At 41.1% G+C, this 26492-nt stretch carries 25 protein-coding genes; 9 read left to right on the plus strand and 16 right to left on the minus strand.

All coding sequences use genetic code 11. The features are described from left to right. The first annotated feature begins 214 nt into the window (after window positions 1-214). Window positions 215-799: a hypothetical protein gene (locus IQ230_RS22625; RefSeq protein ID WP_193934491.1), complete on the plus strand. Its 585-nt coding sequence runs from the start codon at window positions 215-217 to the stop codon at window positions 797-799. A gap of 204 nt (window positions 800-1003) precedes the next feature. Continuing rightward, window positions 1004-2770 (plus strand): hybrid sensor histidine kinase/response regulator, encoded by a 1767-nt coding sequence (locus tag IQ230_RS22630; protein WP_193934492.1) that lies wholly within the window; start codon window positions 1004-1006, stop codon window positions 2768-2770. 45 nt (window positions 2771-2815) lie between these two features. Here the strand turns inward: IQ230_RS22630 and IQ230_RS22635 are convergent, their stop codons facing one another. Continuing rightward, window positions 2816-4168: an MATE family efflux transporter gene (locus IQ230_RS22635; RefSeq protein WP_193934493.1), complete on the minus strand. Its 1353-nt coding sequence runs from the start codon at window positions 4166-4168 to the stop codon at window positions 2816-2818. Between the two features lie 129 nt (window positions 4169-4297). Here IQ230_RS22635 and IQ230_RS22640 point away from each other — a divergent pair, with 129 nt between their 5' ends. Both IQ230_RS22640 and IQ230_RS22645 read left to right on the plus strand, forming a co-directional pair. Beyond that, window positions 4298-4978, plus strand: a complete 681-nt coding sequence (locus tag IQ230_RS22640) for a GntR family transcriptional regulator (protein WP_193934510.1) — start codon at window positions 4298-4300, stop codon at window positions 4976-4978. Further along, the gene (locus IQ230_RS22645) at window positions 4971-5639 is read left to right on the plus strand and encodes a haloacid dehalogenase type II (protein WP_193934494.1); all 669 of its coding nucleotides are present in this window, start codon (window positions 4971-4973) and stop codon (window positions 5637-5639) included. Before IQ230_RS22640 ends, IQ230_RS22645 begins: the two co-directional genes overlap by 8 nt. A gap of 235 nt (window positions 5640-5874) precedes the next feature. Here the strand turns inward: IQ230_RS22645 and IQ230_RS27010 are convergent, their stop codons facing one another. The 12 genes from IQ230_RS27010 to IQ230_RS22695 form a co-directional block, all read right to left on the minus strand. Beyond that, window positions 5875-6354 carry a hypothetical protein gene (locus tag IQ230_RS27010; RefSeq protein ID WP_228055244.1) on the minus strand — a complete coding sequence of 160 codons (480 nt, stop codon included), beginning with the start codon at window positions 6352-6354 and terminating at the stop codon, window positions 5875-5877. Beyond that, complete coding sequence (locus IQ230_RS28005) at window positions 6320-6622, minus strand: hypothetical protein (RefSeq protein ID WP_407646706.1); 303 nt, start codon at window positions 6620-6622, stop codon at window positions 6320-6322. Before IQ230_RS28005 ends, IQ230_RS27010 begins: the two co-directional genes overlap by 35 nt. Window positions 6623-6724: 102 nt before the next feature. Continuing rightward, window positions 6725-7183 carry a DUF29 domain-containing protein gene (locus tag IQ230_RS22655; RefSeq protein WP_228055245.1) on the minus strand — a complete coding sequence of 153 codons (459 nt, stop codon included), beginning with the start codon at window positions 7181-7183 and terminating at the stop codon, window positions 6725-6727. 155 nt (window positions 7184-7338) lie between these two features. Then, window positions 7339-8166 carry an MOSC domain-containing protein gene (locus IQ230_RS22660; RefSeq protein ID WP_228055246.1) on the minus strand — a complete coding sequence of 276 codons (828 nt, stop codon included), beginning with the start codon at window positions 8164-8166 and terminating at the stop codon, window positions 7339-7341. A 3-nt stretch (window positions 8167-8169) separates the two neighbouring features. After that, window positions 8170-8601 (minus strand): hypothetical protein, encoded by a 432-nt coding sequence (locus IQ230_RS22665; RefSeq protein ID WP_193934496.1) that lies wholly within the window; start codon window positions 8599-8601, stop codon window positions 8170-8172. Between the two features lie 11 nt (window positions 8602-8612). Beyond that, on the minus strand, window positions 8613-10028 hold the full coding sequence (locus tag IQ230_RS22670) for an ammonium transporter (RefSeq protein WP_193934497.1): 1416 nt from the start codon (window positions 10026-10028) through the stop codon (window positions 8613-8615). Between the two features lie 270 nt (window positions 10029-10298). Continuing rightward, on the minus strand, window positions 10299-10526 hold the full coding sequence (locus IQ230_RS27020; protein WP_228055247.1) for a hypothetical protein: 228 nt from the start codon (window positions 10524-10526) through the stop codon (window positions 10299-10301). Next, entirely contained in the window at window positions 10502-10987 is a 486-nt protein-coding gene (locus IQ230_RS27025) for an acyl-CoA dehydrogenase family protein (protein WP_228055248.1), read from the minus strand. Before IQ230_RS27025 ends, IQ230_RS27020 begins: the two co-directional genes overlap by 25 nt. 372 nt (window positions 10988-11359) lie before the next feature. Next, complete coding sequence (locus IQ230_RS22680) at window positions 11360-12676, minus strand: FMN-binding glutamate synthase family protein (RefSeq protein WP_193934498.1); 1317 nt, start codon at window positions 12674-12676, stop codon at window positions 11360-11362. Between the two features lie 68 nt (window positions 12677-12744). Beyond that, entirely contained in the window at window positions 12745-13443 is a 699-nt protein-coding gene (locus tag IQ230_RS22685; protein WP_193934499.1) for a GltB/FmdC/FwdC-like GXGXG domain-containing protein, read from the minus strand. Between the two features lie 13 nt (window positions 13444-13456). Continuing rightward, entirely contained in the window at window positions 13457-14440 is a 984-nt protein-coding gene (locus IQ230_RS22690; RefSeq protein ID WP_193934500.1) for a class II glutamine amidotransferase domain-containing protein, read from the minus strand. A gap of 111 nt (window positions 14441-14551) precedes the next feature. Further along, window positions 14552-15331 (minus strand): GntR family transcriptional regulator, encoded by a 780-nt coding sequence (locus IQ230_RS22695; protein ID WP_193934501.1) that lies wholly within the window; start codon window positions 15329-15331, stop codon window positions 14552-14554. A gap of 155 nt (window positions 15332-15486) precedes the next feature. On the opposite strand from IQ230_RS22695, the gene IQ230_RS22700 reads away from it, so the two are divergent. The 3 genes from IQ230_RS22700 to IQ230_RS22710 all read left to right on the plus strand — a co-directional run bounded on the left by IQ230_RS22700 (window position 15487) and on the right by IQ230_RS22710 (window position 18908). Then, entirely contained in the window at window positions 15487-16683 is a 1197-nt protein-coding gene (locus tag IQ230_RS22700) for an NAD(P)/FAD-dependent oxidoreductase (RefSeq protein ID WP_193934502.1), read from the plus strand. Between the two features lie 289 nt (window positions 16684-16972). After that, entirely contained in the window at window positions 16973-17344 is a 372-nt protein-coding gene (locus IQ230_RS22705) for an S-layer homology domain-containing protein (RefSeq protein ID WP_193934503.1), read from the plus strand. A gap of 184 nt (window positions 17345-17528) precedes the next feature. Next, window positions 17529-18908, plus strand: a complete 1380-nt coding sequence (locus tag IQ230_RS22710; RefSeq protein WP_193934504.1) for a cytochrome P450 — start codon at window positions 17529-17531, stop codon at window positions 18906-18908. 104 nt (window positions 18909-19012) lie between these two features. Here the strand turns inward: IQ230_RS22710 and IQ230_RS22715 are convergent, their stop codons facing one another. The 3 genes from IQ230_RS22715 to IQ230_RS22725 are packed head-to-tail and all read right to left on the minus strand — an operon-like array spanning window position 19013 to window position 23382. After that, window positions 19013-20659 carry a hybrid sensor histidine kinase/response regulator gene (locus tag IQ230_RS22715; RefSeq protein ID WP_193934505.1) on the minus strand — a complete coding sequence of 549 codons (1647 nt, stop codon included), beginning with the start codon at window positions 20657-20659 and terminating at the stop codon, window positions 19013-19015. A gap of 2 nt (window positions 20660-20661) precedes the next feature. Continuing rightward, on the minus strand, window positions 20662-21114 hold the full coding sequence (locus IQ230_RS22720; RefSeq protein WP_193934506.1) for a response regulator: 453 nt from the start codon (window positions 21112-21114) through the stop codon (window positions 20662-20664). Beyond that, on the minus strand, window positions 21115-23382 hold the full coding sequence (locus tag IQ230_RS22725; RefSeq protein WP_193934507.1) for an ATP-binding protein: 2268 nt from the start codon (window positions 23380-23382) through the stop codon (window positions 21115-21117). It lies immediately after the preceding gene. 459 nt (window positions 23383-23841) lie between these two features. Between IQ230_RS22725 and IQ230_RS22730 the strand changes: the two genes are divergently transcribed. Together IQ230_RS22730 and IQ230_RS22735 are read left to right on the plus strand one after the other, a co-directional pair. Then, window positions 23842-25287 (plus strand): cytochrome ubiquinol oxidase subunit I, encoded by a 1446-nt coding sequence (locus tag IQ230_RS22730; protein ID WP_193934508.1) that lies wholly within the window; start codon window positions 23842-23844, stop codon window positions 25285-25287. A 107-nt stretch (window positions 25288-25394) separates the two neighbouring features. Next, on the plus strand, window positions 25395-26408 hold the full coding sequence (locus IQ230_RS22735) for a cytochrome d ubiquinol oxidase subunit II (RefSeq protein ID WP_193934509.1): 1014 nt from the start codon (window positions 25395-25397) through the stop codon (window positions 26406-26408). Window positions 26409-26492: the final 84 nt, after the last annotated feature.

Raw genomic sequence — 26492 nt, forward strand, 5'->3', positions numbered from 1 at the left:
CTGGTGTCGGAGACTGAGCAAAGATTATGAGGTTTTACCTGCCACTTCTGAGGCGATGATTCAAGTTGCGATGATTCGTCTTATGTTGAGACGATTGGTATAGTCTTTGACTTTTCAGACATCCTCTCATTATCTAATTTCATATAAGATGCGATCGCATAATAGCGTTGCGTTATGCGCAATCGCGTTTACTGTACTTAATCAGGGTGAGCTTATGTTGAAATATGCTTTTGCTGTATCTGGATTCACGATCTTAACAATTGGGAGTAGTGGGGCGGTACAGGCTGAAACTGTTCATTTTGCCGTTCAACCTTCAGAGGCAAATGCCACTGCAACTCCTTACCCTATTGAATCTTCAATTATTGCTCAAAGCTTTGATCCTTTAGCTAGTGATACAAACGGTCGTTCTCGGTTCTCGATAGGTGTCAGTGGTAATATCGGCATTACAGGAGACACAGCAATGGGAGAAAGTAGCGTGTCAATTAATAGTAAAATTGGCTTGACTGACTCGCTCTCGGTACGACCTTCTGTGGGACTCAATTCTGACCCCAGTATTACTGTTCCTTTAACAGTTGATTTTCCTACAGGAGCAGACACTGATATTGAAGATAGTGTAACTCCCTATATTGGCGGTGGTGTTGTGATTACTACAGGCGATAATGGACAGGTTGCTCCTATGGCAACGGTGGGTTTAGATGTACCAATTGCGGATGCCGTAGGCGCAAGTACTAGCGTTGATGCTGGCTTTTTAGAGACAACACAAGTGGGAGCCTCTGTAGGACTCAGCTACTCTTTCTGAGGATCTATTTGGATTGAGGCGATCGCCTATGATGCATTAGGAAAAGTGGGTTAATCGAGTAAATACGATTAATTTTTTGATTGTTTGTCAAAACATATGCCTGTGCGTCAAATATCATAGTGATTGAAGCTGGCTAAAATGATTTAAAAGGTTGGATTAACCCATATCTTTCCGCACAAGTGGAATGGCTCAATAACAAAAAAGATGAATAGTTTGATATCAGAAGTCACTACTGAGTTAATACATCAGAGCAAATCTCAAGGGACTACTCTAGAGGCATTTATTCCTCACGGTCATTGCTATCTATGGCAGCCAGAATTAGTAGGGTTACATATTGTTTCTGATTCACTAATTGCAGTTGCTTACTACTCAATTCCTCTGACGCTATTCTATTTTGTTCGGCAGCGGAAAGATTTACCTTTCAATTGGATCTTTTTGCTGTTTGGAGCCTTTATTGTAGCCTGTGGTACAACCCATTTAATGGGGATTTGGACGCTATGGCATCCTAATTACTGGCTATCAGGAACAATCAAACTTATCACAGCAGTTGTTTCAGTTTATACTGCCGTACTGCTTGTACCACTAGTACCCCAGGCTTTAGCGGTACCGAGTCCGGCACAGCTTGAAACTGCTAATGTTGAGTTACGAAATCAAATTGCTGAACGCGAACGGGCAGAGGAACAGATTCGTACTTTAAACATGGAACTCGAACAACGAGTGATAGAGCGCACTACTGAACTTGAAACTGCGAATAAGTTGAAAGATGAATTACTCGTGCGCGAACAAGAAGCCCGTGCTAGTGCGGAAGTTGCGAATCGAGCAAAGGATGAGTTTCTCTCTATACTTTCTCATGAATTGCGTACTCCGCTCAATGCTATGTTGGGATGGTCGCAACTTCTGCGTAGTCAAAAGCTGAATGAAGCAACGCGATCGCGGGCGCTGGAAGCAATCGAACGTAATGCTAGAGGTCAAGCAAACTTAATCGAGGATCTGCTTGATATTTCGCGAATTATTACTGGTAAACTGCGCTTGCACGTTCGTCCAATTGAGCTTATTCCGGTAATTGAGGCAGCAATTGATACAGTGCGTCCTGCGGCTGATGCAAAGCAAGTACGGATTCAAAGTGTGCTCGATCCGTTAGCAGGTCCAGTTTCAGGAGATTCGGATCGCTTACAGCAGGTAGTGTGGAATTTACTATCGAATGCTATTAAGTTTACGCCAAAAGGCGGGCGAGTTCAAGTACGGCTAGAACGGGTAAATTCGCACGTTGAAATTATTGTGAGTGATACAGGAGTGGGTATTAACTCTGACTTTTTACCGTATATTTTTGAGCGCTTTAAGCAAGCTGATAGTACACATACGCGATCGCATGGTGGCTTAGGTTTGGGATTAGCAATTGTACGTCATTTAGTAGAATTGCATGGCGGAAGTGTGCAAGCACAAAGTCCAGGAGAAGGACAGGGGTCAACTTTTGTCGTTCAGTTGCCACTTACAGTAGTATTAAATACCAATGAATCAGAACGAATCCATCCTACTGTGGGCGGTGAAGTTTCGTTTGATGACGCACCAACGCTGAGTGGTTTAACAATTCTCGTAGTTGATGATGAGATAGATGCCCGCGAGTTACTTTCAACAGTACTTCAGGAGTGTGGTGCTTTGGTGAGTGCAGTAGCATCGGTTGCAGATGCGATCGCTGCAATTGAACAGTTGCAACCGGATATCTTGGTAAGCGATATTGGTATGCCAGGGGAAGATGGTTATAGTCTGATTCGCCGCATTAGAGCAATGGAAGCACAAAATGGCGGAAGAATTCCGGCTGTTGCTTTGACAGCTTACGCCAGAGTAGAAGATCGCACCCGCGCCCTAGCAGCAGGATTTCAAATGCATATTGCCAAACCTGTGAATCCAACTGAGTTAGTTGCTGCGATCGCCAACCTTGCAGGATGGACAGGAAAAGCTGCGCTGACTTAGAAGTTTTGAGTTTTGAGTGTTGAGTTGAAAATCACTAATTACCAATTACCAACTTTTAGACAAACTGAGTTGACGATAGCGCCATAAGAAAACTCCAGCGGCGATCGCCACACCAATCGATTGTCCTAACCATAAGCCAGTACCACCTAAACCAAAGTGAAATCCAAGTAAGTAACCAGTGGTTAACCCAATTCCCCAGAAGGTGCAGAAGCTAATGAACATTGGTACGCGAGTATCTTTAAGTCCATAGAGTGCGCCGGATGCGGTTTTTTGTACGCTGTCTAAGATTTGTGCAACAGCCGCAATAGTAAGCATTGGCATGACTAGCGTTAATACCGAGGCATTTTCTGATGCACGAACATCGATATATAATCCAATGACTTGCTGAGGAAATACAAGCAGGGCGATCGCCATCATTGTCATAAATACGACGCCACTACCTATTCCTACATATCCAGCTTGTCTTGCAGCAGCGAGGTTTTTCTGTCCATTCCACTGCCCGACGCGGACTGTTGTTGCAAATGACATTCCCAGCGGTACCATGAAGATCACAATAATAGTCTGCAAGACAATTTGATGTGCGGCAAGTACTACTGTTCCTAATGCTCCCATTAAGTAAGTCACAACTGTGAATAATCCTGTTTCTAATGCAGCAGATACCCCAATTGGCGCACCAACTACGACTAATTCCCGAAAGATTGGTAACTGCAACTGATGTAAATTTTCAAACAGACGGTAAGCTTTTAGTTTTTTGTGCTTAAGTATGTAGATGACAAGTGATAGAAACATTCCCCAAAGAGATAAGATACTTGCCCATGCTAGCCCCCGCAGCCCTAGTGCCGGAAATCCTAATTTACCAAGTCCTAAAACGTAGTTCCCTGCAATATTAAATAGCGTACCACCGATAACAATTACCATGACTGGACGTGCGTGAGAAAGTCCAGAAACGAAACTGCGTAACGTTGCAAATGCCAAAGCAGGAAATAACCCCCAAAGCATAATATCTAAGTACGTCTTTGCAAGTGCCACAGTTGTTGCTTGCTGTCCAAACTGACGCATGAGTAAATCGATGTTTCCTAATAAGAACATGACAGGAATTGCCAAAAGCAGTGATAGCCACAACCCTTGACGTGCAACTTGTTCAACTCGTGTCTTGCAACCTGCGCCGTAAGCTTCAGCCACTAAAGGGCTAACTCCAATGACAACTCCACTGATGGTATTTAGTAGTGCTGTGAAGGTAATTGCACCAAGTCCCCCTGCTGCTAAGATTTCTGAACCCAATCTACCCATAATGACAGTGTCTACAAAGCCTGTTGCAGATTGGGCAACTTGGGCGCTGGCTAAGGGAATTGCCAGTCGGAGAAACTCTCGAAATTCAGTACGAATTGATGTTTGCATAGGTATATACCATGCATGTTGCATGATACTGAAGACTGCCGCAATTGGCTTGAGTCTATAATATTGCTGATTGTTGACAATTTACAATTATGACATATAAAATAATCGTGATTCTTGCTGAATATCGATATGAAAAGGCGATCGCAACTCACAATCGTTCATCGTAGTCTTGAAGTACAGGCTGCGGATGCGATTCGTGAAGAAATTCTTAGTGGTATCCTTCCGCCAGGATCGCGGTTATTGGAAATTGAGTTGTCTGAACGATTAAATTTAAGTCGCGGTACAATTCGATCCGCATTACAACAGTTAACGTATGAAGGTTTAGTCGAACAATTTCCGTATCGCGGTTGTGCCGTTTCAGGACTAAGTTCGCGCGACGCTTGGGAACTATATACGCTACGCAATGCGTTAGAAGGATTAGCCGCAAAACTGATTGCAGAGTCAATCACACCAGCTAAAACTAAGATTTTGCATACTAAATTACAGCAATTAGTCAAGGCTACAAAATTAGGTAAATGGCAAGAATTAGCAGAGACAGACTTTGCCTTACATAAAACGATTATTGAACTTTCAGAACACCAACGCTTACAGCAACAATACAAAATTGTTGAACAGCAAATTAGATTGTATATCGTATCTTGCAATGCGATTCATCCAGATTTAGATGAAATTAGATTACAGCACGAAAGTTTAGTTGATGCGATTTGTTCAGGTAATGCTGAAGTTGCAGAACAAATTGCGAAAGAACACAACGGTGATGGTCAAGCATTAATAGCACACTTAAAAGCATTAGAACAGGAAAATGATTAATTTTAATGATTATCAAGCTTTAACGTTTGATTGCTACGGAACCTTAATTGATTGGGAAAGTGGTATTTTAGGAGTAATGAAGCCTATTTTATCTGCTCATGGTGTTGAAGTAGATGATCGTGAAATCATTAAATATTATTCTGAGTTTGAGCCAGCAATTCAGCAGAATGGTTATATTAAATACCGAGAAGTTCTAAAGAAAGTTGTGCAAAAGTTTGGCGATCGCTTTGATTTTGTACCAACTACAACTGAAATAGAATCGCTTCCTGAATCTTTACAAAACTGGCAACCTTTTCCTGATACAATAAAAGCACTTCAGTTCCTTCAACAAAAATATAAGTTAGTTATTATTTCTAATGTAGATGATGATTTGTTTGCTACTACTGCTAAGCATTTAAAAGTTGAATTTAATGAAATTATTACAGCAGAACAAGCAAAAAGCTACAAACCGTCTTTAAATAACTTCAAACTGGCATTTTCTAGAATTGGCATACCACAAGAACAAATATTACACGTTGCCGCAAGTCTGTATCATGATATCGTTCCTGCGCGTTCGTTAGGATTAACAACAGTATGGGTAAATCGCAACGCAGAAGCTAGCAGTAATTTACCAGATTTAGAAGTACCAGACTTGCGATCGCTTGTTTCTTTAATTGAATAGTGGTAATTGGTCATTGTCGGGAAGTAAAATCGCACTTATCTTCTCACATCATTTTACCCAGACACGCATTTTGTAAGGAACTTGAACCGCGAAATTAGACATCCTGCGTGAATGCTGGTCGAATGAATTCGCCAGCTAAATAAACAAAGTCCACGGAGGTGGACTTACTGCTAAAAGGCTTTTGAGTACACGAAGGCACACTTTGCTTGGATAGCCCTGAAGGGGCATCTGTGATTCATGCAAGAGGTCTATTACCTTGCACTCCCAAGCGGAAATTATGTTCACACAGCCGTAACAGGGAACATGGATGATTAGCAACAGTTGCTTCGAGTGATCGAAAAAGCGCAAGTTTACCCGCAGCATTACCTACTAAGGTTTTAGCAAATTGTAAGCCATCAACACCCGCAAATTCCCACAATTGATAAGGGGAAAAAGTTGCACTGGTGATAACTCCAACGTGCCAGCGATCGCCTACTGGATAAACGCACATTCCTGATGCTGCAACTTCGTTACCTTCAAGGATTAATCCCACTGTAACTTTGGGAGGATGAAGTTTGATTTTCTCCAAAGCTGTTTTGCCAATCAAATCAGACTTTTTCATCGCCACAGCCCAAATAATTCCTGCTTGATAAGGTGAAGTTGAATCGTTAAATTCGCAACCTGGGCTTAATAACCCTGCTTCAATTCGGGCGCGATCGAGTGCTAGCATTTCCACAGGGATTAGTCCTAGCGGTTCTCCGGCGGGTTATTAAAGCATCCCATAAGGTGTTTCCATTGTCGGGGTGAACAAACAATTCGTAGCCCAGTTCTCCAGTGTAGCCAATACGGGAAATTAAGACTGGGATGTCTGCAATTGTTGTTGCAAAGCGGAAGTATCTCAGTTCGTCGATATTGTTGATGAACTTGCGGAGAATATCGCGCGATAAGGGACCTTGAATTGCTAAATTGTGGAGGCGATCGCACTTCCAGGCGGAATACGATATTCTGCAACTACTTTACCTAGTGGTGCAGGTATATCAGAATAAAATGCATGAGTTGATTTAGCCGCGACAGTCACTTTATAAATTCAATTAGGGATACATTGGCTATGAGTGATTAGAGGTCGATTCAGGATTCCAGGGTAGCCAGTCTTCATCTAGTGCTTGCTCTAGCGTAAAATAATGTTGATCGGGAATCAAGCTAGAATCCAGATCGCTTGCTTTCAAAAACTGTTTTCGACCATTTTTATATTGCTTGAGAAAGTTCTCTTGCAAAAATGTTTTTAGACTGGGGCTAGTTTCCAGTTGTTCTTGAATTTGAATCCGAAAGTTGGTAATTTCTAAATTCCATCCCCTAAAACACATTTCCCGTTCAGATTCCCAGTACTTAAGCTTGAGTAGATATTCGCAAAGCCGCATCAAATAGCTGGAGACTGCATGGCGATCGCTTCTACCCAAACTTTCTACCTCTTCGATCAAGTTTTCTATGTCAATATTTTCAAAGTCTCCCAACTGCAATTTCTTCAGGGTTTGCGCTAGCCAGAGTTGATAGTCTGTCTCGTACAAAGATTTTTGTATTTCTATTTCATACTCATAGTAGTTGCCCCTTTTAGTATAGATACCGCACATAGAATAAGTATGCGATCGCGTCGCAGGTCACTTTAAGGGTTAACAGTCTAGCTTAAAATCATAACAATTACCTCAAACGTCGCGGAGATAAATTAATCCAAAATTTGGATCAAATCACCACAGCGGATTGTACCCCCTTGCACTACGCTGGCGTAAACACCCGCATTACCATTGTTGTGCTGTAGTACTGTTTTAAGAATACTCGGATCGTTAGGTAAATCACCTTGAGGTAAAGTTGTCATGACACAACGGGGACAAAAGCCTGTAATCTTGATTTGAACTTCCTCACCAATTGCAACTGTGCGATCAATCCAGTCGTTTTCGGTAAAATTGTTGTTAGTGGTAGAAGCAACTGCAATATTAGGACGAAATCTTTGCATTTCAAATCGTCCCGATGAATTTAATTGCTGTAAGCGTTCGATTGTTGCTGTTGTTAGCAGATGTACTGTGGCTAAATCAAAGAAAGTACCCGCAGGTATGTTTTCATCTGTAACAGTTTCCCGATGCGGTAGCCCTTCCATATCTAACCAATATTCTTCTAAACTAGGCTGCGGTGGTGCGGTTGAGGCGAGTTTTACCTCACGCCCCAATACACTGGAAAGTACCTCATTGATATTTTCTTGTTCGCTTGATAGTTTGGTGCTGTCTGGGAGGGTAATTTCAACTGAAGGAATTGTATTTGTTGTTGGTGAATCAACAAAAGCAGCGTGGAAGTCAAATAATTTAGCCCATTTACGAGGATTTTTGGCGCTGACAACTTTACCTGTGGTTGATTCGATTAAAGCATAAGCGCGATCGCCTACTATTCCCTGTTTGCTAATCTCAGTTGCATCCAACTCTTCCCCCATCATTGATTTGACAGGATAACGCCACAACGAGATAACTGAACCAACTACCGACGCTGCATTCGTCATTGTCATACCTCATTGGTACTTGTTACGATTAATAGCCTTAATCCGCTTTCTCCAACGATTCTTGAGCGGACGATGCTGCAACAAACTACCAGATGCTACCATACCTACTATCATTGGTAGCCGCCATTGCGGTTTATTTGAGCTAACAACTCGCGCTCCTGTTTCTTTAGTTTGAGAAGGTTGATGAATTTTGTCAACTGTTGAATTGTATACTGAACCTGCGAAAGAAACTGTACTTGCAGCAATTAGAAGACTCAAAACTACAGGATTTTTAGGTGCTGGTTTACCACTTTTAATTGTGTACGAAGCATAGATGAACCATAAAAACAAAACAGCGCTAACAATTAGAAAAAAAGTAATAATTGTGGAATTATTACCAAAAGTGTAAATTGGTCCTTCAGCTTCAAGGAATTCTTTTGGATTACTAAATGGACTACTCATAGATTTCTTCCTTACTCTTGCATTTCAGGTTGTGGTTCTAATCTACCTGCTACTGTTTCACTATGTTGTTGTGCATTAATGGCTGATGTTGCCCAATTCATGCTGTATTCGGGATAACCTTCAACACCTAAATCTGCAATATCTAATCCGGCAATTTCTTCATCGCGTGGTACGCGCAAAAGATTAAACTTTTTGAGTAGCCAGCTTGTCCCGTAGCCAGGAATAAAACCTAAACCAATTACACAAATCAAAGTAGGAACTAATTGCCCAATAAATCCGGTTAACGGTACGCCTTCGCCTTGAGGATAACCCGTTGCCAATACTCCAACTGCTAAACTTCCTAATAAACCACAAAAGCCGTGAACGCCAAAAGCACCTACAGCATCGTCAATACCAATTCTTTCAATAAATAAAGCGACTTTTGGCATTAAGAAAGCACCAAAGAAAGCTAAGACTATCACTACAGTTGGATGATATAAATCCATACCAGCACCAACTGAAATGATTCCTGCAAGTCCTCCCGAAATTGTGAAAAATGGATCGGCTTTGGAAGAAATATAAGCACCAATAATTCCAGAGGCTAGTGCAAGTGTTGTATTGACTCCAATCGAAGCTAAAGTCATTGGAGTTCCGTAAATTGTTGTTTCTCTGGTATAGCCTGGGAGGAAAATTAAACACGCTGCTAAGAAGGCGTAAAATCCAACAAAAATCAGCATTAAACCTACCATTGTTAGCGGTAGATTGTGCGGTAAAATTGGTATTGGGTTTCCTCTTTGATTGTACTTACCAATCCGAGGGCCAAGGTTGATTAATACGCCTAAAGCAAAGAAACCAGAAACACCGTGAACGACTGCTGAACAGCCAAAATCGTGATAGCCAAACGCGGTATAAAACCAACCGAATGGATTCCATCCCCACGCTGCAGCAACAACCCAAGTGAATGAACCTAGAACAATTGATAAGATAATATATGCACCAATTTTAACACGCTCGATTAAGGCTCCTGAAAGAATTGAAGCGGTAGTCATTGCAAATAGTGCAAAAGCAAAAAAGAAGACTCCGGTTAAATGATCGGCAGTGTTTGGTGCTAAAGCATCAGACCAAGGATAAGATGTTTCTACAACTGCCATTGCAGCTGTTACAGTTTCGTTTATTGCCGGATTTGTCCAAGGACCAAGTATTCCACCACTAACTGGAAACAGCGGAAAAGCGTTATAAACCCACCAACCAAAGAAGAAAAATGCGAGTCCTACACTTGAGAGTGTAAGAAGGTTTTTTACCATCGTGGCAAGAACATTTTTAGTGCGCGACGCACCACCTTCGTAGGCAAGAAAACCCGCATGAATTAATAACATGAATACAGAGGCATAGAAGTAGTAGCTCTCTGAAATAAAAGTTCCTAAAAATTCTTGCGCTTCAGCATTCATGAGTAATGCTTGATAAGTTCATACTTATGATAGATTTGTTATTACAAGTTTGCGACTGGTGGTATTTATTATTTGTAACCAGTGTTACCAATAAGGATTTAGATCGAGAAAGTGGGGTAGGTAACTTGTCTACCTAAATGTTAATAAAAAGTTAATGAACCTTACTAGACATAGAAAAGCCACTCCCCTGCGGAGGTGTCCTTCGTTGAGAGAAGTGGGGTGGCACAGAGAATATATAAAGAGAGTGGAATTGTGAAGGACAGCAATCGTTTAGCCTGGAGTTTCTTGGAGTACTTTTGGAGTATTTTTAGCTTCCTCATCTGCTACTTGGGCGAGTAGAGTTGCGGCGAGTTCTTTTTTATCTTCGAGGTTTAATTTGTTAATTTCGTTGTGTATTACGCGTTCATTTACATGTTGATTCCAATAGTCAAGTGAGTCGATTCCTAATAATGCTAATTTACCAAAAAATTGCCTTAGTACTTCGTTGGTTGATCCCATGCCCATCCAGCTTTACCATCGCGTAAATAGCGCTCGATTCCTAGTTCTTTTTTAATGCCTGTACCACCGCAAGTATGAAGCATTTTATCACAAACATGAGCGACGTTTTTAGAAGCAATAAATTTAATTTGCCAGTACCAATGTAAGTAAGCAGAACGTGGCATTGCTGCGATCTCTTGCTGAGAGGAACATAATAGAAAGAACAGATCGACAGTTTCATCATTAGAAGCTGCGCCGTCACCTTTAAAACCAACCATTCTTTCGGGAGGTATGGTAACGTTATCGACAAGCAGCGTACCAGATTGATTGCCGCGTAAACCTAAAGCATCCCATTGTGCAGGGTTAGCTTTGACTTCATCTGCGTAAATTAAAAAACACGATAAGTCAGAGTAATTGCCGTTGAATTCAGGGCTGGTAGTTTGCACAATGTACCAATCTGCAAATTCGCTGAAGTCGTCCATGAAGCGTTTTTTGTGATTTGCCAGCCTGCTGGTACTTTCTCGGCTTTCGAGGAAACAGGATACCAAAAATGCGAACCTGTTTCAGAATCGGAGTAAGATAATGTACCAGTAAATACGTCACGATCTAACCGAGTAATCCCAATGAGGCTAAAGCTTCAAAGTTTTTACGCGGATAAACTAGATTTGCATCAGATCAAAGTTGTAGTCTAGTCCCCAAAATGCTTCCAAACCCCAAGATTTAGTTGTCATAGTAGTGATTAGTGGCGCTTTGGCTAGTGACTAGTTTTAAATGTTGAGTTTTGAGTTGAATCTTTTTATTCAGAACTCAACATTGAGAAATCATAACTCCTCTGCCCCCTGCTTCCTTGCTTCCTATGACTGCCCCATGATAAAATCTGTACCAGCAAGTGGTAGTTTTGCCATCGCGGAGGCTTCTAAAGTAAGTGCGACTAAGTCTTCACGTTCGAGGTTGTGGACGTCGGATTTACCGCAAGCGCGGGCTAAGCTTTGGACTTCCATGACTAAGGATTGCAAGTAATTGGCAACATAAGTTGTTGCTTCGTCTATAGGCAACCTTTGCATCAATTCTGCATCTTGCGTGGTGATACCCACAGGACACATTCCGGTATGGCAGTGGTGACAGTGATAAGGTTCGGTGCCTAATTTGTGGTAATCTTCAATGTAAACAGGTTTATTGCATCCCATTGCGATTAAAGTCGCAGTTCCTAAACTGACAGCATCTGCACCTAATGCTAAAGCTTTAGCGACATCAGGTCCTGAACGAATACCACCAGAAATGACAAGCTGTACTTCTCCATAAACGCCGATTTCTTGTAAAGCTTCTACTGCTTGCACGAGTGCGGGAAGAGTAGGGATTCCAGCGTGTTCTTGAAAAATGCTTTGCGTTGCAGCAGTTCCGCCTTCCATGCCATCAAGGACGATCGCATCTGCACCAGCTTTGACAGCCAGTTTAACGTCATCTTTAACGCGGGTGGCACCCATTTTGACGTAAATAGGAATTTCCCACTCAGTTGCTTCACGCAGTTCTTCTATCTTTATTCTTAAATCATCAGGACCAATCCAATCAGGATGACGACACGGCGATCGCTGATCGACTCCTTCGGGTAATGTCCGCATTCCAGCGACGACTTTGTTTACTTTTTGCCCTAAGAGTAAACCACCACCACCAGGTTTTGCACCTTGTCCGACAACAATTTCAATTGCATCAGCTTTTTTCAAATCTGTTGGGTTAAAGCCATAGCGTGAAGGGAGACACTGATAAACTAACTTGGAAGATGCTTCGCGTTCGGCAGGTAACATCCCCCCATCACCCGTCGTTGTTGAGGTTCCCAGGAGTGTTGCAGCCCGTCCTAGAGCAACTTTAGCATTGTAAGACAGCGCCCCGAAACTCATTCCGGCAATAGTAATTGGGATTTCTAACTCCATCGGGCGTTGGGCGTAGCGCGTACCAATGAGAGTTTTCGTTGTGCATTTCTCGCGGTAGCCTTCGAGGGGAAGTCGTGTCAGGGAAGTAGTGAGAAAAACAAGATCGTCAAATCGCGGAACATTACGAAACGCCCCATAACCACGAATCATATAGCGACCTAGTTCTGCGCGTTCTTGAATTGCGGCGATCGCTTCTGGCGTATACGTACTACTCGTTTTTAATACCTGTTTTTCACTATCCATTGCTTTATTCTTTCCTCTTTATTCAAGCAAAATGCCTGACTCCACGCTTGATACTAGCCAAAGCGCCACTAATAATTCCCCCAATCTTTCGCTTTGAAGTGATACAACCGTTTAGCACAAATGACTTTTTTAAAGTTGTAGTCTCTAGCACTTATATTGAATGCTGAGAGTTCTTGCTCTAACAGTTGCCAGTCAGTATCGTTCATCAATTCGAGTTTGGCATCTGCACCTAATGAGTTGATTTCTCCACCGACAAAAATTGCACCTTCGTAGATCGAATCTGCTAAATTAGCGCCAGCATCGCCACAAACAATCATGCATCCTTGCTGCATCATAAATGCTGAACCGTAACCAACATTACCACTCACAATCAGTGTTGCACCTTTAAGGGAAATTCCAGCACGGGGTCCAGCATTACCGAGAATACATATTTTACCTCCGTGGGCAGATGCGGCGGCGTTGGCAGAAGCATTGCCGTGGATGGTGATATTACCACTCATTAGGTTTTCGCCTACTGACCAGCCACAGTCACCGAAAACTTCGATGTTGATATTGTCGCTTAATCCACCACAGTAGTATCCTACAGGTCCTGCAATTGAGATAATAATGTTTTGGGTGATACCGACGGCGAGGTTATGTCTTCCTGCTGGGTTGAGGAGTTTTGTGGAAATACCTTCAGATGCTAGGGCTTTAAGTTTTTGATTGATTTCGCGGGTGGTGAGGTTGGTGCAGTCAATGACGATTTGTTGGGGAATTGTTTGGTGCATAATTAATGAGCAATTAGCTATTAGCGATTAGCCATGAGCCGAGAGTTAGTACTGAATCACGCTGATTGCTAAACGTTCTTTGCTGCGTGTTATTGGTTGACCAGATTTTGATTTCTCCGGCGTCGGGTTCGGAGATTTTGGCGTTGGGATTGTAGTGGGGGAGGCTGAGGAAGCAGCGGTATTCGGAGGCGATCGCAATCATTTCTGGGGTTTCGTAAATGACTGCTGGTTTGGCAGCGAATTTGTCGCGGACGAGTGCAATTTTGTCGGAGGTGGCAACGAGAAATGTATATGTGCCGTCGATATCGTTGAGGAGATTTTGGAGGGCTTGTTCTAAGGAAAAGCCTTGCAGGAGTTGATACCGAATGTAGTGGGCGATCGCTTCGGAATCGTTGTTAGTTTCAAATTCGATGCTTTTCTTTTCTAAGAAAAATCTCAGTTTGTAGTAGTTAGAGATTTGACCATTGTGTACCAGGCATAAATCTGGTGCTGAGGTGAATGGATGCGAGTGATAGGTATCTACAACAGATTCGGTTGCCATGCGAGTGTGTCCAATTCCATGACTTCCTGAAAAATCCTTTAATTGATATTTTTGAAACAAATTTTCTGCTGTGCCAACTTCTTTATAAATTTCTAATAGATGCCCTATGCTCATTAGGTGTATTTGCGGGAAATGAGTCGCTAAGTGATGCTTAAATTCTGCTAAATCTAAAGCTTGATTAGTTGTGTCTATAATGATGCGTCTACCGCTACCAATAACATCGAATTTAATCACTTGAACTTGATTTTGTAACCATTTTTTAACTTCTTCCCACGCTACTTGTTCAGTAGCAAATAATAGAATTTTTACATTATGTGAAACTGAATTACTATAAATTCCTACTCCACACGAATCAGGTCCTCGTGTTTCTAGTGGCTGAATTAATTGCAGTAAATCGATTCCTAAGTTTTTGTATAGCTCAGGTTGTCGATAAATAATGCCTGCTATACCACACACTACTTATTCCTCCCTTAGAGAGTGGCTAGTTGCTAGTCACTTTCGTCATTACGATGGATTAAAATTGTATCTTGTTATAACAAGGTGGTTAAAATAAATCTGTGTCCAAGATTACCGATTTCCTGTTGACTCTTGCGATTGGAATTTTGTATCGTGTTTCGTCAATGTCACTGAATAACATAGTCGATCAGCCCGCGAAAGCGTCTCACCACAAATGACGGGTTTTTCTCCTATGGTATAAGCTATGTAGCGATTTACAAGTAATGGTGCACCCAGGGGAATATCTAGATAGTCGCTGACTTCATGAGGCGCATGAGTGCATTCAATGATCGTTTCTACACGTTCAATTGAAACACCATTACTATCGAGTGTTGGATAAATTAAGCTTGATTGTAGTTCTGTCGCAAATGTCTTACCTAAATCGAAGGGAATGTAGGTAATGTCTACTGCAACAGGAATTTGATCGGTGAGAATAACTTTTTTTTGGCAGTAAACTTGTGGTGTTCGTTCATCTAACTGTAGCTGCTTGCAGACCTTGGGTGATAGTGCGACTGTTTCAAAGCTGAGGCTACGAATACTTGCTGTAGAGCCTTGTCGCGTCATATCTTCATCAAAGAAGATCAGAGGGTTAGAAAGGGAACGCGTGACTTTTTTGCGATCCTTGACAAAGACGCCCTTACCACGATGCGAAATGACTAACCCTTGGTTGACAAGATTGGCGATCGCCCGTCGTACTGTAATCCGACTGACGTTAAACTGCAACATTAACTGATGTTCGCTAGGAAGTTGCTCTCCTGGAGAGTATTCACTACTATAAATTTGCTCGCGTAGCTTTTCTGAAATGGCTAAGTGTAAAGGAAGATTGGAGTTAACTGCTACTGGCGATGTCATTGAAAATATCCGAGAGCCTAATCTTTATTGTGTCATGTATTGCTTTTACTATCGGTGGCTTAACTTCGGTATACTTGTTATAATAAGTAATTTGCATTGATATCAGATAATGTTCAGGATCATTTGCCTCTAGGCTTTAACTAGGAGAACAATGGATGGTTGAGACAGCAGATGTCGTTGTAGTGGGGGGAGGTTGTATTGGTGCATCGATTGCTTTGCATCTAGCACAAAATCAAGCTGGAAAAGTGGTACTGCTAGAACAAAAGGAACTGGCAAATGGTGCATCAGGTAAAGGTATTGGTATTATTCGCACTCACTATACGCATCCTGTTTTAGCCGAGTTAGCATATCTATCTCAACAACGATTTCACAATTTTAAAGAACTTTTTGGTGGATACGAGAGTGGCTTTGATCCTTGTGGATACTATGTTTTAGTCTCAGATGCAGACGTAGCAACTCTTCAGGCTGTTGTGCAAATGCATCAATCAATGAAAATTAACGTCGATTTAATTGATTTAGCAGAAGTTCGAGCTAGAGTTCCTTACCTCAATCTCAATGATGTTGCCGCTGCTGCTTATGAACCACTTTCAGGTTATGGTAGCCCACCACAAACAACGCTGGCTTTTGCACAACGTGCTGCAGATTTAGGCGTAGAAGTTCTCACGCAAACACCTGTTAAAGATATTGAGTTGGATGCTTCAGGAATTCAAGCTGTAGTGACAAGTCAGGGTGCGATCGCCACACGCACTGTTATTGATTGTGTTGGTCCTTGGGCCAGAAAATTTACGCAAAATTTGGGCTTAGATTTTCCTGTCAATCCTGTTGTGGAACACGTTGTTGTTGTCGAAAGACCACACGATCTGCAAAGTCACCCTGTTGTTTCTGATTTAGTGAATCTTTGCTACTCGCGCTCAGATCTGCATCAACCTTATACGCGAATTGGGAATTCCGATCCTAAGTATCATTCACAATTTATGTTACAAGATGCTGATGATTTTCAGGGACAAATTTATCCGCAAATTACTGAACAATTGCATACAAAACTGATTCAACGCTATCCAATTCTAGAAAAAGCTAAAGTTGTCGATAAGTATTCAGGAATTTGGGGCGTGACACCAGACTATCAACCAATTATTGACACTCTCAAGCACATTCCAGGTTTTTACTGTGCTGTTGGTTTTAGCGGTCATGGTTATAAACTTAGCCCAATTATCGGCGAACTAATGAGTCAATTTATCTTAGGCGATCGCTCTGCAATGGATAAGTTAAATATCTTTCGCTTCAGTCGTTTTCAAGAAAATGACTTAGTTAAATCACCTATAACTTATGGCAAAGCCAAAGGATTGCGCTAAAAATGCATAATTGTGGGGAGGAAAAGTATGTTAGGGGTACTTGCTAAGTCAGTAATTTAGCTATATAATATTTTTATATAGTGGAGATGTAAGTCCTTAAAAAATAAAAATACAGATTCCCATTATGAAGAAAATCATATCAGAAATACTTCTAAATATCAAGTGGAAACTTTCATCTCAATCTTAACGTTGTAAAAGTAGTGGTAGTCGAGGACGTTGCACAATAGAAGATATGTAGCCAACTACAGTGCTGCTTTGAATTGAAATTGAATAGAGTAAAGATAAATCAATGCCTAAGCTATTCAAAACTCTGATGCAAGCTGCGATCGCATCTCCCCTAGTACTTACAGCAAGTCTTTATAACTCAAGTGCCTTAGCTCAAACACCAAACACTCCAACTAGTAGCGAACAAGGTTGTCTTTCGGGGTATCCTGATGGAACATTTCAAGGCGATCGCCCAGTGACACGTTATGAATTTGCGGCAGGGTTAAACGCTTGCTTAGATCGAGTAAATCAACTGCTTCCTAATCGTGACCTAGCAACACGCGCCGAATTTGAAGCTTTAATTCAACGCCAACGAGAACTCAACGCCGAAGTTCGAGAACTCAATGGCAGAGTAGGGGTGAGGGGTGTTAGCGCAGCGGGACGAAGTCCGGAGTGAGGGGTGAGTGTAGAGCAGGAAGAATGCCTGCGGTGTGTTTCTCTTTTCTCTGCGTTACGCCAGTTGCTACAACGGAGGAAACCTCCGCATCCTCTGCGCACGCCAGTTCGCTCAACGGGGGGAACCCCCGCACCTTTCGTCTGGCTCCTCTGTGGTAGCCTACGACAAATTACGAATTAGTCTTATGGATAATCAGAAAATTCTAGATGGTCCAAGTCCATCATTCATACAGCGTAGAATCAATATGCTGCGGTGGATTTTCAATCCGCTAGCAATATTAGAAAAACGCTATCAACAGTATGGCGATGTTTACGTTGTCGCCAAAAATGTGACACCGCCAGTCGTTTATATTAGTAACCCTGAAGCATTACAGCAAATCTTTAGTGCGCCAGCAGAAACTTTTGACAGTAGCGGTGCAAACAACGTTTTGTTACCTCTACTAGGCGATCGCTCGCTTATTTTACTCGATGGTGCAGCACATCAGCGCCAGCGCAAGTTATTAATGCCACCATTTCATGGCGATCGCTTAAAAGCGTATGGCGAAACAATTCGTCAGATAACGCAACAAGTTATTGGTCAGTGGGAAGTTGGTAAATCATTCAATGTCCGCGCTGCAATGCAAGAAATTTCCTTGCGCGTGATTTTAAGTGCAGTTTTTGGATTACATCAAGGCGATCGCTTTGAAAAATTGAGAAAACTACTGACACGGCTATTAGATGGAGTAGGTTCTCCCGTTAGTTCAATGTTACTCTTCTTCCCTTCACTGCAAAAAGATTGGGGGATGTGGAGTCCGTGGGGGCGTTTTGTGAAGTTGCGATCGCAAATTGATGGCATTATATATGCCCAAATCCAAGAAAGAAGAGAATCTAATTCACCGCACGACGATATTCTCAGTTTACTGCTCGATGCCCGCGATGAAGACGGTCAACCAATGACTGACAAAGAACTGCGTGACGAATTAGTGACATTACTATTTGCAGGGCATGAAACAACTGCTTCTGCTTTATCATGGGCATTGTACTGGATTGACAATTTACCTGAAGTGCGCGAGAAGTTATTGCAAGAACTTGATACACTGCCACCAAATGCCGATCCGAGTGCTGTTATTAAGCTACTTTATTTAAATGCTGTATGCTGTGAAACTTTGCGAATTTACCCGATCGCGATTAATACTTTTCCGCGTATTGTCAAATCACCCATCGACATCATGGGCTACCATTTTGAAACAGGTACGCTGTTACTTCCTTCTGTGTATCTCACGCATCACCGCGAAGATCTTTACCCAGAACCTAAGCGTTTCAAACCCGAACGCTTTCTCGAAAGACAGTTTTCACCGTATGAGTATTTACCCTTTGGTGGTGGTAATCGTCGTTGTATCGGACTTGCTTTCGCGCAATTTGAAATGAAATTAGTTTTAGCAACAATTCTGACGCAATATGACTTACAACTAGCAAATCAAACACCCATCAAGCCAACTCGTCGAGGATTAACTGTTGCGCCTTCGGCAAATTTACGCATGGTTGTTAAGCAAGTGCGATCGCAAGAGTCTCCTGCGTTGGTTTAAAGCCATATAGAAAACTGGGGAGTCGTGAAGTGTTGAGTTATGAGTTAAGAAAATTCAAAATTCAAAATTCAAAACTAAGCACTCTTTCACTAACCAAAGCGCCACTAATCGCTTTTAAGTCTCGACAAAGAATCTGATGTGGTGTGAGTTGAAGGGCGATCGCCCTTGGCGCTGCGTTCTGTGCAATCGCTTGTTTTTGGAAATTCAATTGTAAAAGTTGCGCCTTGTTCAACGCCAGGACTTTCTACCTTGACAGAACCACCATGAAGTTGCACTATATGTTGTACGATCGCAAGTCCTAAGCCTAATCCACCTTGTTTGATTGAACCTTCAGCTTGGCGAAAACGTTCAAATACGTGCGGTAGTAAGTCAGAACTGATACCTTGACCTGTATCGCTAACAATAACTTGAATTGTGCGATCGCATAGTTTGAGTGCAACTTGAACCTGCCCGTGATGAGGTGTGAACTTAATTGCGTTTGATAATAAATTCCACATCACTTGTTGTAAGCGAGTAGCATCACCAAAAAGCAGTACCGAGGGATAAACGGAATTAACGCCTTTACTGTGACTAGGAGAAGAATCGATTGTTAGTTCTAGTTGGATATCTTTAGTTTCGGCTGCTGGGCGCACTGTATCTATTGCTGCTTGCAGAATAACCCCCAAGTCAACGAGTTGCATATTGAGGTGAAGTTTGCCCGAAACAATTCGCGATACATCGAGTAGATCGTCAATCAGTTGTTTTTGTAACCTAACGTTGCGTTCTATCGTTTCGTAAGCACGGCAAATTTGGTCTTCTTTAAGCTTGTGAGCTTGTAATAGCTGAGTATACATGAGAATGGCAGTGAGTGGATTACGCAACTCGTGCGAAACCATAGCTAAAAAGACATCTTTCGATTTATTTGCTGCTTCTGCTGCTGTACGGGCGAGTTGTTCTTGGATTAGTAGTTGTGCGCGTTCTTGTTCTAAGCACTTGCGATCGGTAATGTTGCGCCAAGCAATCACGAAGCCATCACCTAATTTAGTTGCACGTATATCTAATGCTTTGCTGAGGTACTTCTCATCGTTGAGTGCATAGAATAAAACTTCTTTAGTCAGGGGTTTGCCTGTTTCTACGATTTGGCAAAAATCGTTAAACAGTTCATCTTGAGGAAACAGCGGTAGAGATAAAAGTGAAGCACCAATTTGTTCTTGCGCACTCATTGAGTTAAAAGCACAAGCAGCATCATTCACATACTCAATTGCAAAATCTACAATGTCGCCCGCAGCATTGCGGATGCTCGTAAAAATTCCAAAGCAATCAAGCATTGTTTCTATAGAAGTGCGAAAGCGCTGTTCGCTTTGTTCGAGTAAAGTTTGTAAATGAGTGCGTTCGATAACGCTGTGGATTGCTAAACGCAAACTTTCTGCTGTGGTTTCTCCCTTAACAAGATAGTCAGAAGCCCCGTTTTTCATTGCTTGGACTGCGATCGCTTCATTACCTTGACCTGTTAACATAATCACTGGCAAATTGGTTTTACCCATTTGCAACTGTAATTCACTTAAGAATTCCAACCCATTAATATCTGGTAGCAAGAAGTCTAATAAAATCACATCTGGTTTGACTAAGTTGCACAACTCTAGTCCATCTTCCCCACACTCTTCTCCAAAAATCTGGTACGCATACGTATCATCTTTTAGTAAATAGCGGCGATATGTATCTCTGTCTTCTAGACAATCATCGATAATGACAATAGTCCGCTGTTGTACCATAATTATCCTCTTACTGAGTTAGGAAGAATTACTGCTTCAAACCAGTAATCTATTAACACTTGTACAGTCCGCATCAATTTTTTGACATCAATTGGTTTGAGAATATAACCATTCACTCCACACTGATAACAAACTTCAATATCTTTAGGATTAGAAGAAGTCGTAAAAACCACAACCGGAATCATTTTAAGTTCGCTATCTTGCTTAATTTGTTCTAGCACCTCTCTACCATCTGTTCCTGGTAAATTAAGATCGAGAAGAATAATTCCAGGACGAGGTGCTTTTGTTCTATCTTGATATTGACCATTATGTCGTAGAAAGTCTAATGCCTCGTCTCCATCAACACAACGATAGACGACGTTGTTAATTGATGCTTTGCGCAGAATTCGTTCAAAAGCAGCAAAATCTTCATCACTATCTTCAATGACTAGTAATGTTTGAGTTGATCCTGCCATTTACCCACCTTTACCTTGCAAAGTAAAATAAAACGTACTCCCTTCTCCATATGTCGATTCTACCCAAATATCTCCATCATGACGTTCGACAATTTTTTTAGCAATAGTTAAACCAGCACCTGTTCCACCACCGTATTTATGAACTGTATGTAACCGTTTAAAAATCCGAAAAATTGCATCAAAATGCTTTTCTTTAATACCAATACCGTTATCTTTTACATAGAATACTGTAGGCAGTTCCTTGGAAGTGCGATCGCCGTCTAAAAAACCAATTTCTACTCTTTTAGTTGCCTGATTGTTGTATTTAACTGCATTAGTAATCAAATTACTAAACACTTCACTCACCTGAACTTTATCACAATAGATAGCTGGCAAAGGTCGAGGAATATTAATCTCTACATCAGTTTGCCCGAGGCTAATACTTAAAACATCAATAACATTACTCACTAACTCGTTCAAATCTGTCTGCTGTACAGCAAGTTCTACTCTTCCTAAACGGGAAAAATGTAGCAATGAATTAATTAAGTCTTCCATGCGCTGCGTCAGACGCACCAATGTTTGTAATTTTGATACTCCTTCAGCATTTAATATTTCAGCATAATCTTCAATCAAGAAGTTTGAGTAGTTATGAATTCCGCGCAGCGGTTCTTTCAAGTCGTGAGAAGCAATATAAGCAAAAGCATCAAGTTCGCTGTTACTGCGGGCTAACTCGATATTAATTCTGGCAAGTTCATCTGCTTTACGCAAAACAATTGAGACGATCGCACTTCGTAGTTCTAAGACAGCATCGATTTCACATGGCTTCCACGGTAAAGATTGCGATCGCACTGTTTCTTGCCATAGTTCAAATGATTTACGCGGTGATAATCTCCCCTCTTGTTCAAGGATCGCAGATTGCTGTGGATCGCCTCCCCAATTCACTGTTTGAATGACTTCTGGGCGAAACCACAAGACATAATTCTTTTGAATCTGAGAAATTGATAAAACAATTAAACCACTTGCTACATCCTTAAATCTCTCTGCTGTTGGATAAAGCTTCGGTAAACAATCTGTATAAAATATATCATTATCAATTTTTGCCTCTACCCACTCCAGTAAATCATAAATATCACTTTTATTCGGTGTGTTTCCTGCAACCGCTAAGTCTCCATCAGTACAAATGACAACGCCTTGTGCGTCAACTAACTCTAGTAAATTAGTTTTGTCTTTAACTAAACCTTCCATGAAGTTTTCAGCTAAAGGCATTGCTTCCAAAAACTTATTTTGAATTGACTTTAATTTTATTCTGTAATCTAAACTTTCATTTTCTTCTTTATTAGTTAACTCTAAAGACATGACTTGTCCTAAAAACTCACAGGCAGTACGAATTTCGTAAGAAACATACTTAGTTGAGTAATGATGACAAGCAATTAACCCCCACAATTTTTTATCTTTATTTAATGAAATTGACATGGAAGCAGTAACTCCCATGTTCTTCAGGTACTCTAAATGGCAAGGGGAAACACTTCTTAAGATTGCATAGCTAAGATCAAGAGGTTTATTTGTAATAGAGTTATATTTGGGAATTAATTGTTTAGGTTGAGCATCAATATCAGGAATGAGCCGCAGGCGATTGAGTGTATAAAGTTTTTTAGCTTGCTCAGGAATATCGGACGCTGGATAATGTAAACCTAAATAAGCAGTTAAGTCTTCGCGTTTTTGTTCAGCAACAACTTTACCAGCTTGTTTACCATCAAACTGATAAATCATTACTCGATCAAAACCTGTTAGCTTTTGGATTTCTTGGGTGATATTTTGACACAACTCAGATAGATTAGGTGCATTTTGCATCTTAGCAATTGCACCTTTGACAAAATGATAAAACCGAATAAAATCTCTTTCTACTTGAGTTATTTTAGGCTCTAATTCAAGAATGAGTATGCCATCGCAGCGATGAAGTATACCGTCAAAATCTTTAATTTTGGTACTCTTATTTAAAGAGAGTTTGATCGGGTTAACACTTTCAAAATCTTTGAGTAAACATCCTTCTATAAAAAGAATTTCCTGGGGAGTGAGTAATTCCTTTAAGCTTTTATGGAGTATCTCTTGTGGCTGAAAACCAAGTAGTTCAAATGTGTTATTACTAACTTGAATAATTTCTAACTGAGGTTCTTTTAACGCAAAAAGGATACCGTGTGGCTGAATTGCTCCAGAAAGATGAAGAAATTCTTTATCATATGCCGTTAAATCGATTGGTTGGACTATAATATTGTCTTTACTTTGACTCATACGCTTTCCTTGAATCCAAAATGCGTTGCTTTAATGTAAAGCGCCTTGGTAACAGCGATAAATAACGGCTAACACTTCAGATGGGTTTGTGGTATTTGATCTGCTTAACTTAAAACTTAACTATTTTTTAATCATTGCATCTGATCGTATTATAATCATTTCAAAAAATGAAGTCTTTTATAAAATTGGTAATAATTTAAATATTACGACTAAAAGGTATCCCAAGCCACGCCAACACAAGTTATTCTCATCCTTTTACTAAAATTGTCTATAAGCGAGTTCTCAAATGCGATCGCCTCAGAATTTGCACTATTTGTCAAATGACAACTTGTCGAACGATGAGTCAGGATATTTGAGCATTTATTCCTATTAAACTAGCTTAAAATTTCCTTATAAAACTCAAGCAAAATTTGCATACTGCGTGTAAGGTTTAAATTAGTTAATAGTCAGGAGCAAAGTATGGAATTGCTATCCAATACTGTAGCGCTGTCACGAATGCAATTTGCCCTCACGGCAATATTTCATATGCTATGGCCTGTACTGACAACAGGTATGGGAATATATTTAGTCATTGTTGAAGGCGTATGGCTAAAAACTCGTAATCCTGACTACTACTACCACGCCCGCTTTTGGGCAAAGTTTTATGTACTGAATTTCGGTATTGGTGTAGCCACTGGTATCCCAATGGAATTTCAGTTTGGTACAAATTGGGCACCTTTTTCCGAAGCTGTTGGTAACTTTTTTGGTAGTGTTATTGGATTTGAAGCTTCCTGGGCATTCATGCTAGAGGCAGCATTTTTAGGCATTATGCTATTCGGCTGGGAGCGCGTCAATCCCATTATTCACTTTACTTCAACAATTCTTGTTGCTGTCGGCGCTAATTTATCGACACTATGGATTTTGACTGCCAACTCTTGGATGCAAACGCCTGCAGGTGGAGAAATGGTAGATGGTAAATTTATTGTTCACGATTACTTTCAAGCTATTTTGAACCCCTTTATGGTGAATAGCGTGTTGCATATGTTCTTTGCGACGCTAGAAACTTCGCTGTTTGTCATTGGTGGAATTAGTGCTTGGTACATTCTCAACAACCGTCAAAGCGCATTCTTCTCCAAATCATTGAAAATTGCCTTAGCAGCTGCGATCGCTGTTGCCCCCTTGCAAATTTACATTGGACACTTAAGCGGCGAACAAGTTTATCATTACCAACCCTCAAAACTGGCTGCAATGGAAGCCCAGTGGCATACAACACCCGCAGGGCAACCCGCAGATTGGAGTTTAATTGCGTTTCCCAACGATAAAGCTGAAAAAAATGACTGGGAAATTACTGTTCCCAATGCATTAGGCTACATTCTCGAATTCAAGAAAAACCTTTCTGAACCAGTACGCGGTTTAAGCGAGTGGAAACCCGAAGATCGTCCGCATTTAGTCGGTTTAATTTACTACGCCTTCCGTACCATGATTGCAATCGGCTTTTTCTTTGCTGGATTGATGCTATTTAGCACTTTGCAGTGGTTACGCGGTAAGCTATCACCAGAAAATATCAGCCAGCAAAAGTTATTAATGCTCGGTTGGATTTTTGCTGCACCTTTGGGATACATTGCAGTAGAATCTGGTTGGATTGTACGCTGTGTGGGTCGTCAACCTTGGACATTGTATGGACAAATTCGTACAGTTGACGCTGCTTCTCATCTGCCTGCAAGTAATGTCTTAGTCTCGCTAATCAGCTTTGCCAGTGTCTACACAATATTATTTATTGCTGCAATGTACTTCGGTAGTCGCATTGTTCGCCGAGGACCAAACTTAGAATTACCCATACCCAGCCTAGAGATTAGCAAACCTGCAATCAATACAACTCCTGGTGAATTTGTTCCTGATGAACGTCCGGTTGAAGCAGAACAGTAATAAGATTTTGAGTTTTGACTTTAAAGAATTTTCTTAACTCTTAACTTTTTCTAATCATCCATCACTCATTTTACAGACAACATAAACATTTATATGAACTTGTTCTTATGGAAACACTAGAGTATTTTTTACCTCAGGTGTGGTTTGCAATTCTAGCCTTGTTTCTCTTCCTCTATGTGATGCTAGATGGATTTGATTTGGGAGTTGGAATTTTATCGCTAACCTCGTCAGATGAAGAACGTCGAGGATTGTTGATGACTAGCTTAAGTAACATTTGGGATGCTAATGAAACATGGTTAGTACTTATGGGTGGTGGATTATTTGGTGCATTTCCTCTCGCTTATGGAACGATTCTTAGTGCGCTTTATATCCCGATATTGACGATGGTCTTCGGGTTTATTTTTCGTGGAGTAGCGTTTGAGTTTCGCGAGTTATCTAACCGTAAGTTCTTTTGGAATATCGCCTTTGGTGCAGGTAGTTTTACGGCAGCATTAGGACAAGGTTTTGCACTTGGTAGCGTATTAAAAGGCATCAAAGTTGACGAAACTGGACACTTTATTGGTAGTACTTGGGATTGGTTTAGTTGGCAATCAGTATTAGTCGCATTAACTTTGATTCAAGGATATGTTTTGATAGGTTCAACGTATCTTGTTTGGAAAACTGAAGGTGCATTGCAAGAAACCCACTACAAAACAGCAAAACTCGCTGCTTGGACAACGTTAATTGGTGCAGTATTAATTACAATTACTACCCCCATATTCTATGTAAGTGCGAGAAGTCGTTTGTTCGATCGACCATTGGTTTATATTTTTGCTATCATTCCTCTAGTAGGAGTGTGGTTAATTTGGCAATTGCTACAAAGTTTGAATCGTAAAGAAGAGCGTGCGCCTTTTATTTGGACAATTTTACTCTTTTTGCTCACATTTATTGGGCTAGCATTAGTTGTATTTCCCTACATTATTCCAACTCGAATTACTATTTATGAAGCTGCTGCTGACCCCAGTTCATTAGTCATCATGATTATCTTTATTGGTTTTCTAATTCCCGTGATGTTGTTCTACAACCTATATCAATATGTTGTATTTCGCGGCAAAGTGACAGGTGGATCGTACGGGGAATAGAATAGAGTGACTAGTGGCTAGTGATTAGTTTTGAGTTTAGGAGATTCCCGACTCATAACTTTCTCACCCCTCACCCCTCACCCC

This window comes from Gloeocapsopsis crepidinum LEGE 06123, assembly GCF_015207655.1.
GTDB lineage: Bacteria > Cyanobacteriota > Cyanobacteriia > Cyanobacteriales > Chroococcidiopsidaceae > Gloeocapsopsis > Gloeocapsopsis crepidinum.

Bases quoted from the DNA above. Each gene is read 5' to 3' on its own strand.
- IQ230_RS22625 (WP_193934491.1), top strand. From the start codon at position 215: ATGTTGAAATATGCTTTTGCTGTATCTGGATTCACGATCTTAACAATT.
- IQ230_RS22630 (WP_193934492.1), top strand. From the start codon at position 1,004: ATGAATAGTTTGATATCAGAAGTCACTACTGAGTTAATACATCAGAGC.
- IQ230_RS22635 (WP_193934493.1), bottom strand. From the start codon at position 4,168: ATGCAAACATCAATTCGTACTGAATTTCGAGAGTTTCTCCGACTGGCA.
- IQ230_RS22640 (WP_193934510.1), top strand. From the start codon at position 4,298: ATGAAAAGGCGATCGCAACTCACAATCGTTCATCGTAGTCTTGAAGTA.
- IQ230_RS22645 (WP_193934494.1), top strand. From the start codon at position 4,971: ATGATTAATTTTAATGATTATCAAGCTTTAACGTTTGATTGCTACGGA.
- IQ230_RS22660 (WP_228055246.1), bottom strand. From the start codon at position 8,166: ATGACAATGACGAATGCAGCGTCGGTAGTTGGTTCAGTTATCTCGTTG.
- IQ230_RS22665 (WP_193934496.1), bottom strand. From the start codon at position 8,601: ATGAGTAGTCCATTTAGTAATCCAAAAGAATTCCTTGAAGCTGAAGGA.
- IQ230_RS22670 (WP_193934497.1), bottom strand. From the start codon at position 10,028: ATGAATGCTGAAGCGCAAGAATTTTTAGGAACTTTTATTTCAGAGAGC.
- IQ230_RS27020 (WP_228055247.1), bottom strand. From the start codon at position 10,526: ATGGGATCAACCAACGAAGTACTAAGGCAATTTTTTGGTAAATTAGCA.
- IQ230_RS27025 (WP_228055248.1), bottom strand. From the start codon at position 10,987: ATGGACGACTTCAGCGAATTTGCAGATTGGTACATTGTGCAAACTACC.
- IQ230_RS22680 (WP_193934498.1), bottom strand. From the start codon at position 12,676: ATGGATAGTGAAAAACAGGTATTAAAAACGAGTAGTACGTATACGCCA.
- IQ230_RS22685 (WP_193934499.1), bottom strand. From the start codon at position 13,443: ATGCACCAAACAATTCCCCAACAAATCGTCATTGACTGCACCAACCTC.
- IQ230_RS22695 (WP_193934501.1), bottom strand. From the start codon at position 15,331: ATGACATCGCCAGTAGCAGTTAACTCCAATCTTCCTTTACACTTAGCC.
- IQ230_RS22700 (WP_193934502.1), top strand. From the start codon at position 15,487: ATGGTTGAGACAGCAGATGTCGTTGTAGTGGGGGGAGGTTGTATTGGT.
- IQ230_RS22705 (WP_193934503.1), top strand. From the start codon at position 16,973: ATGCCTAAGCTATTCAAAACTCTGATGCAAGCTGCGATCGCATCTCCC.
- IQ230_RS22710 (WP_193934504.1), top strand. From the start codon at position 17,529: ATGGATAATCAGAAAATTCTAGATGGTCCAAGTCCATCATTCATACAG.
- IQ230_RS22715 (WP_193934505.1), bottom strand. From the start codon at position 20,659: ATGGTACAACAGCGGACTATTGTCATTATCGATGATTGTCTAGAAGAC.
- IQ230_RS22720 (WP_193934506.1), bottom strand. From the start codon at position 21,114: ATGGCAGGATCAACTCAAACATTACTAGTCATTGAAGATAGTGATGAA.
- IQ230_RS22725 (WP_193934507.1), bottom strand. From the start codon at position 23,382: ATGAGTCAAAGTAAAGACAATATTATAGTCCAACCAATCGATTTAACG.
- IQ230_RS22730 (WP_193934508.1), top strand. From the start codon at position 23,842: ATGGAATTGCTATCCAATACTGTAGCGCTGTCACGAATGCAATTTGCC.
- IQ230_RS22735 (WP_193934509.1), top strand. From the start codon at position 25,395: ATGGAAACACTAGAGTATTTTTTACCTCAGGTGTGGTTTGCAATTCTA.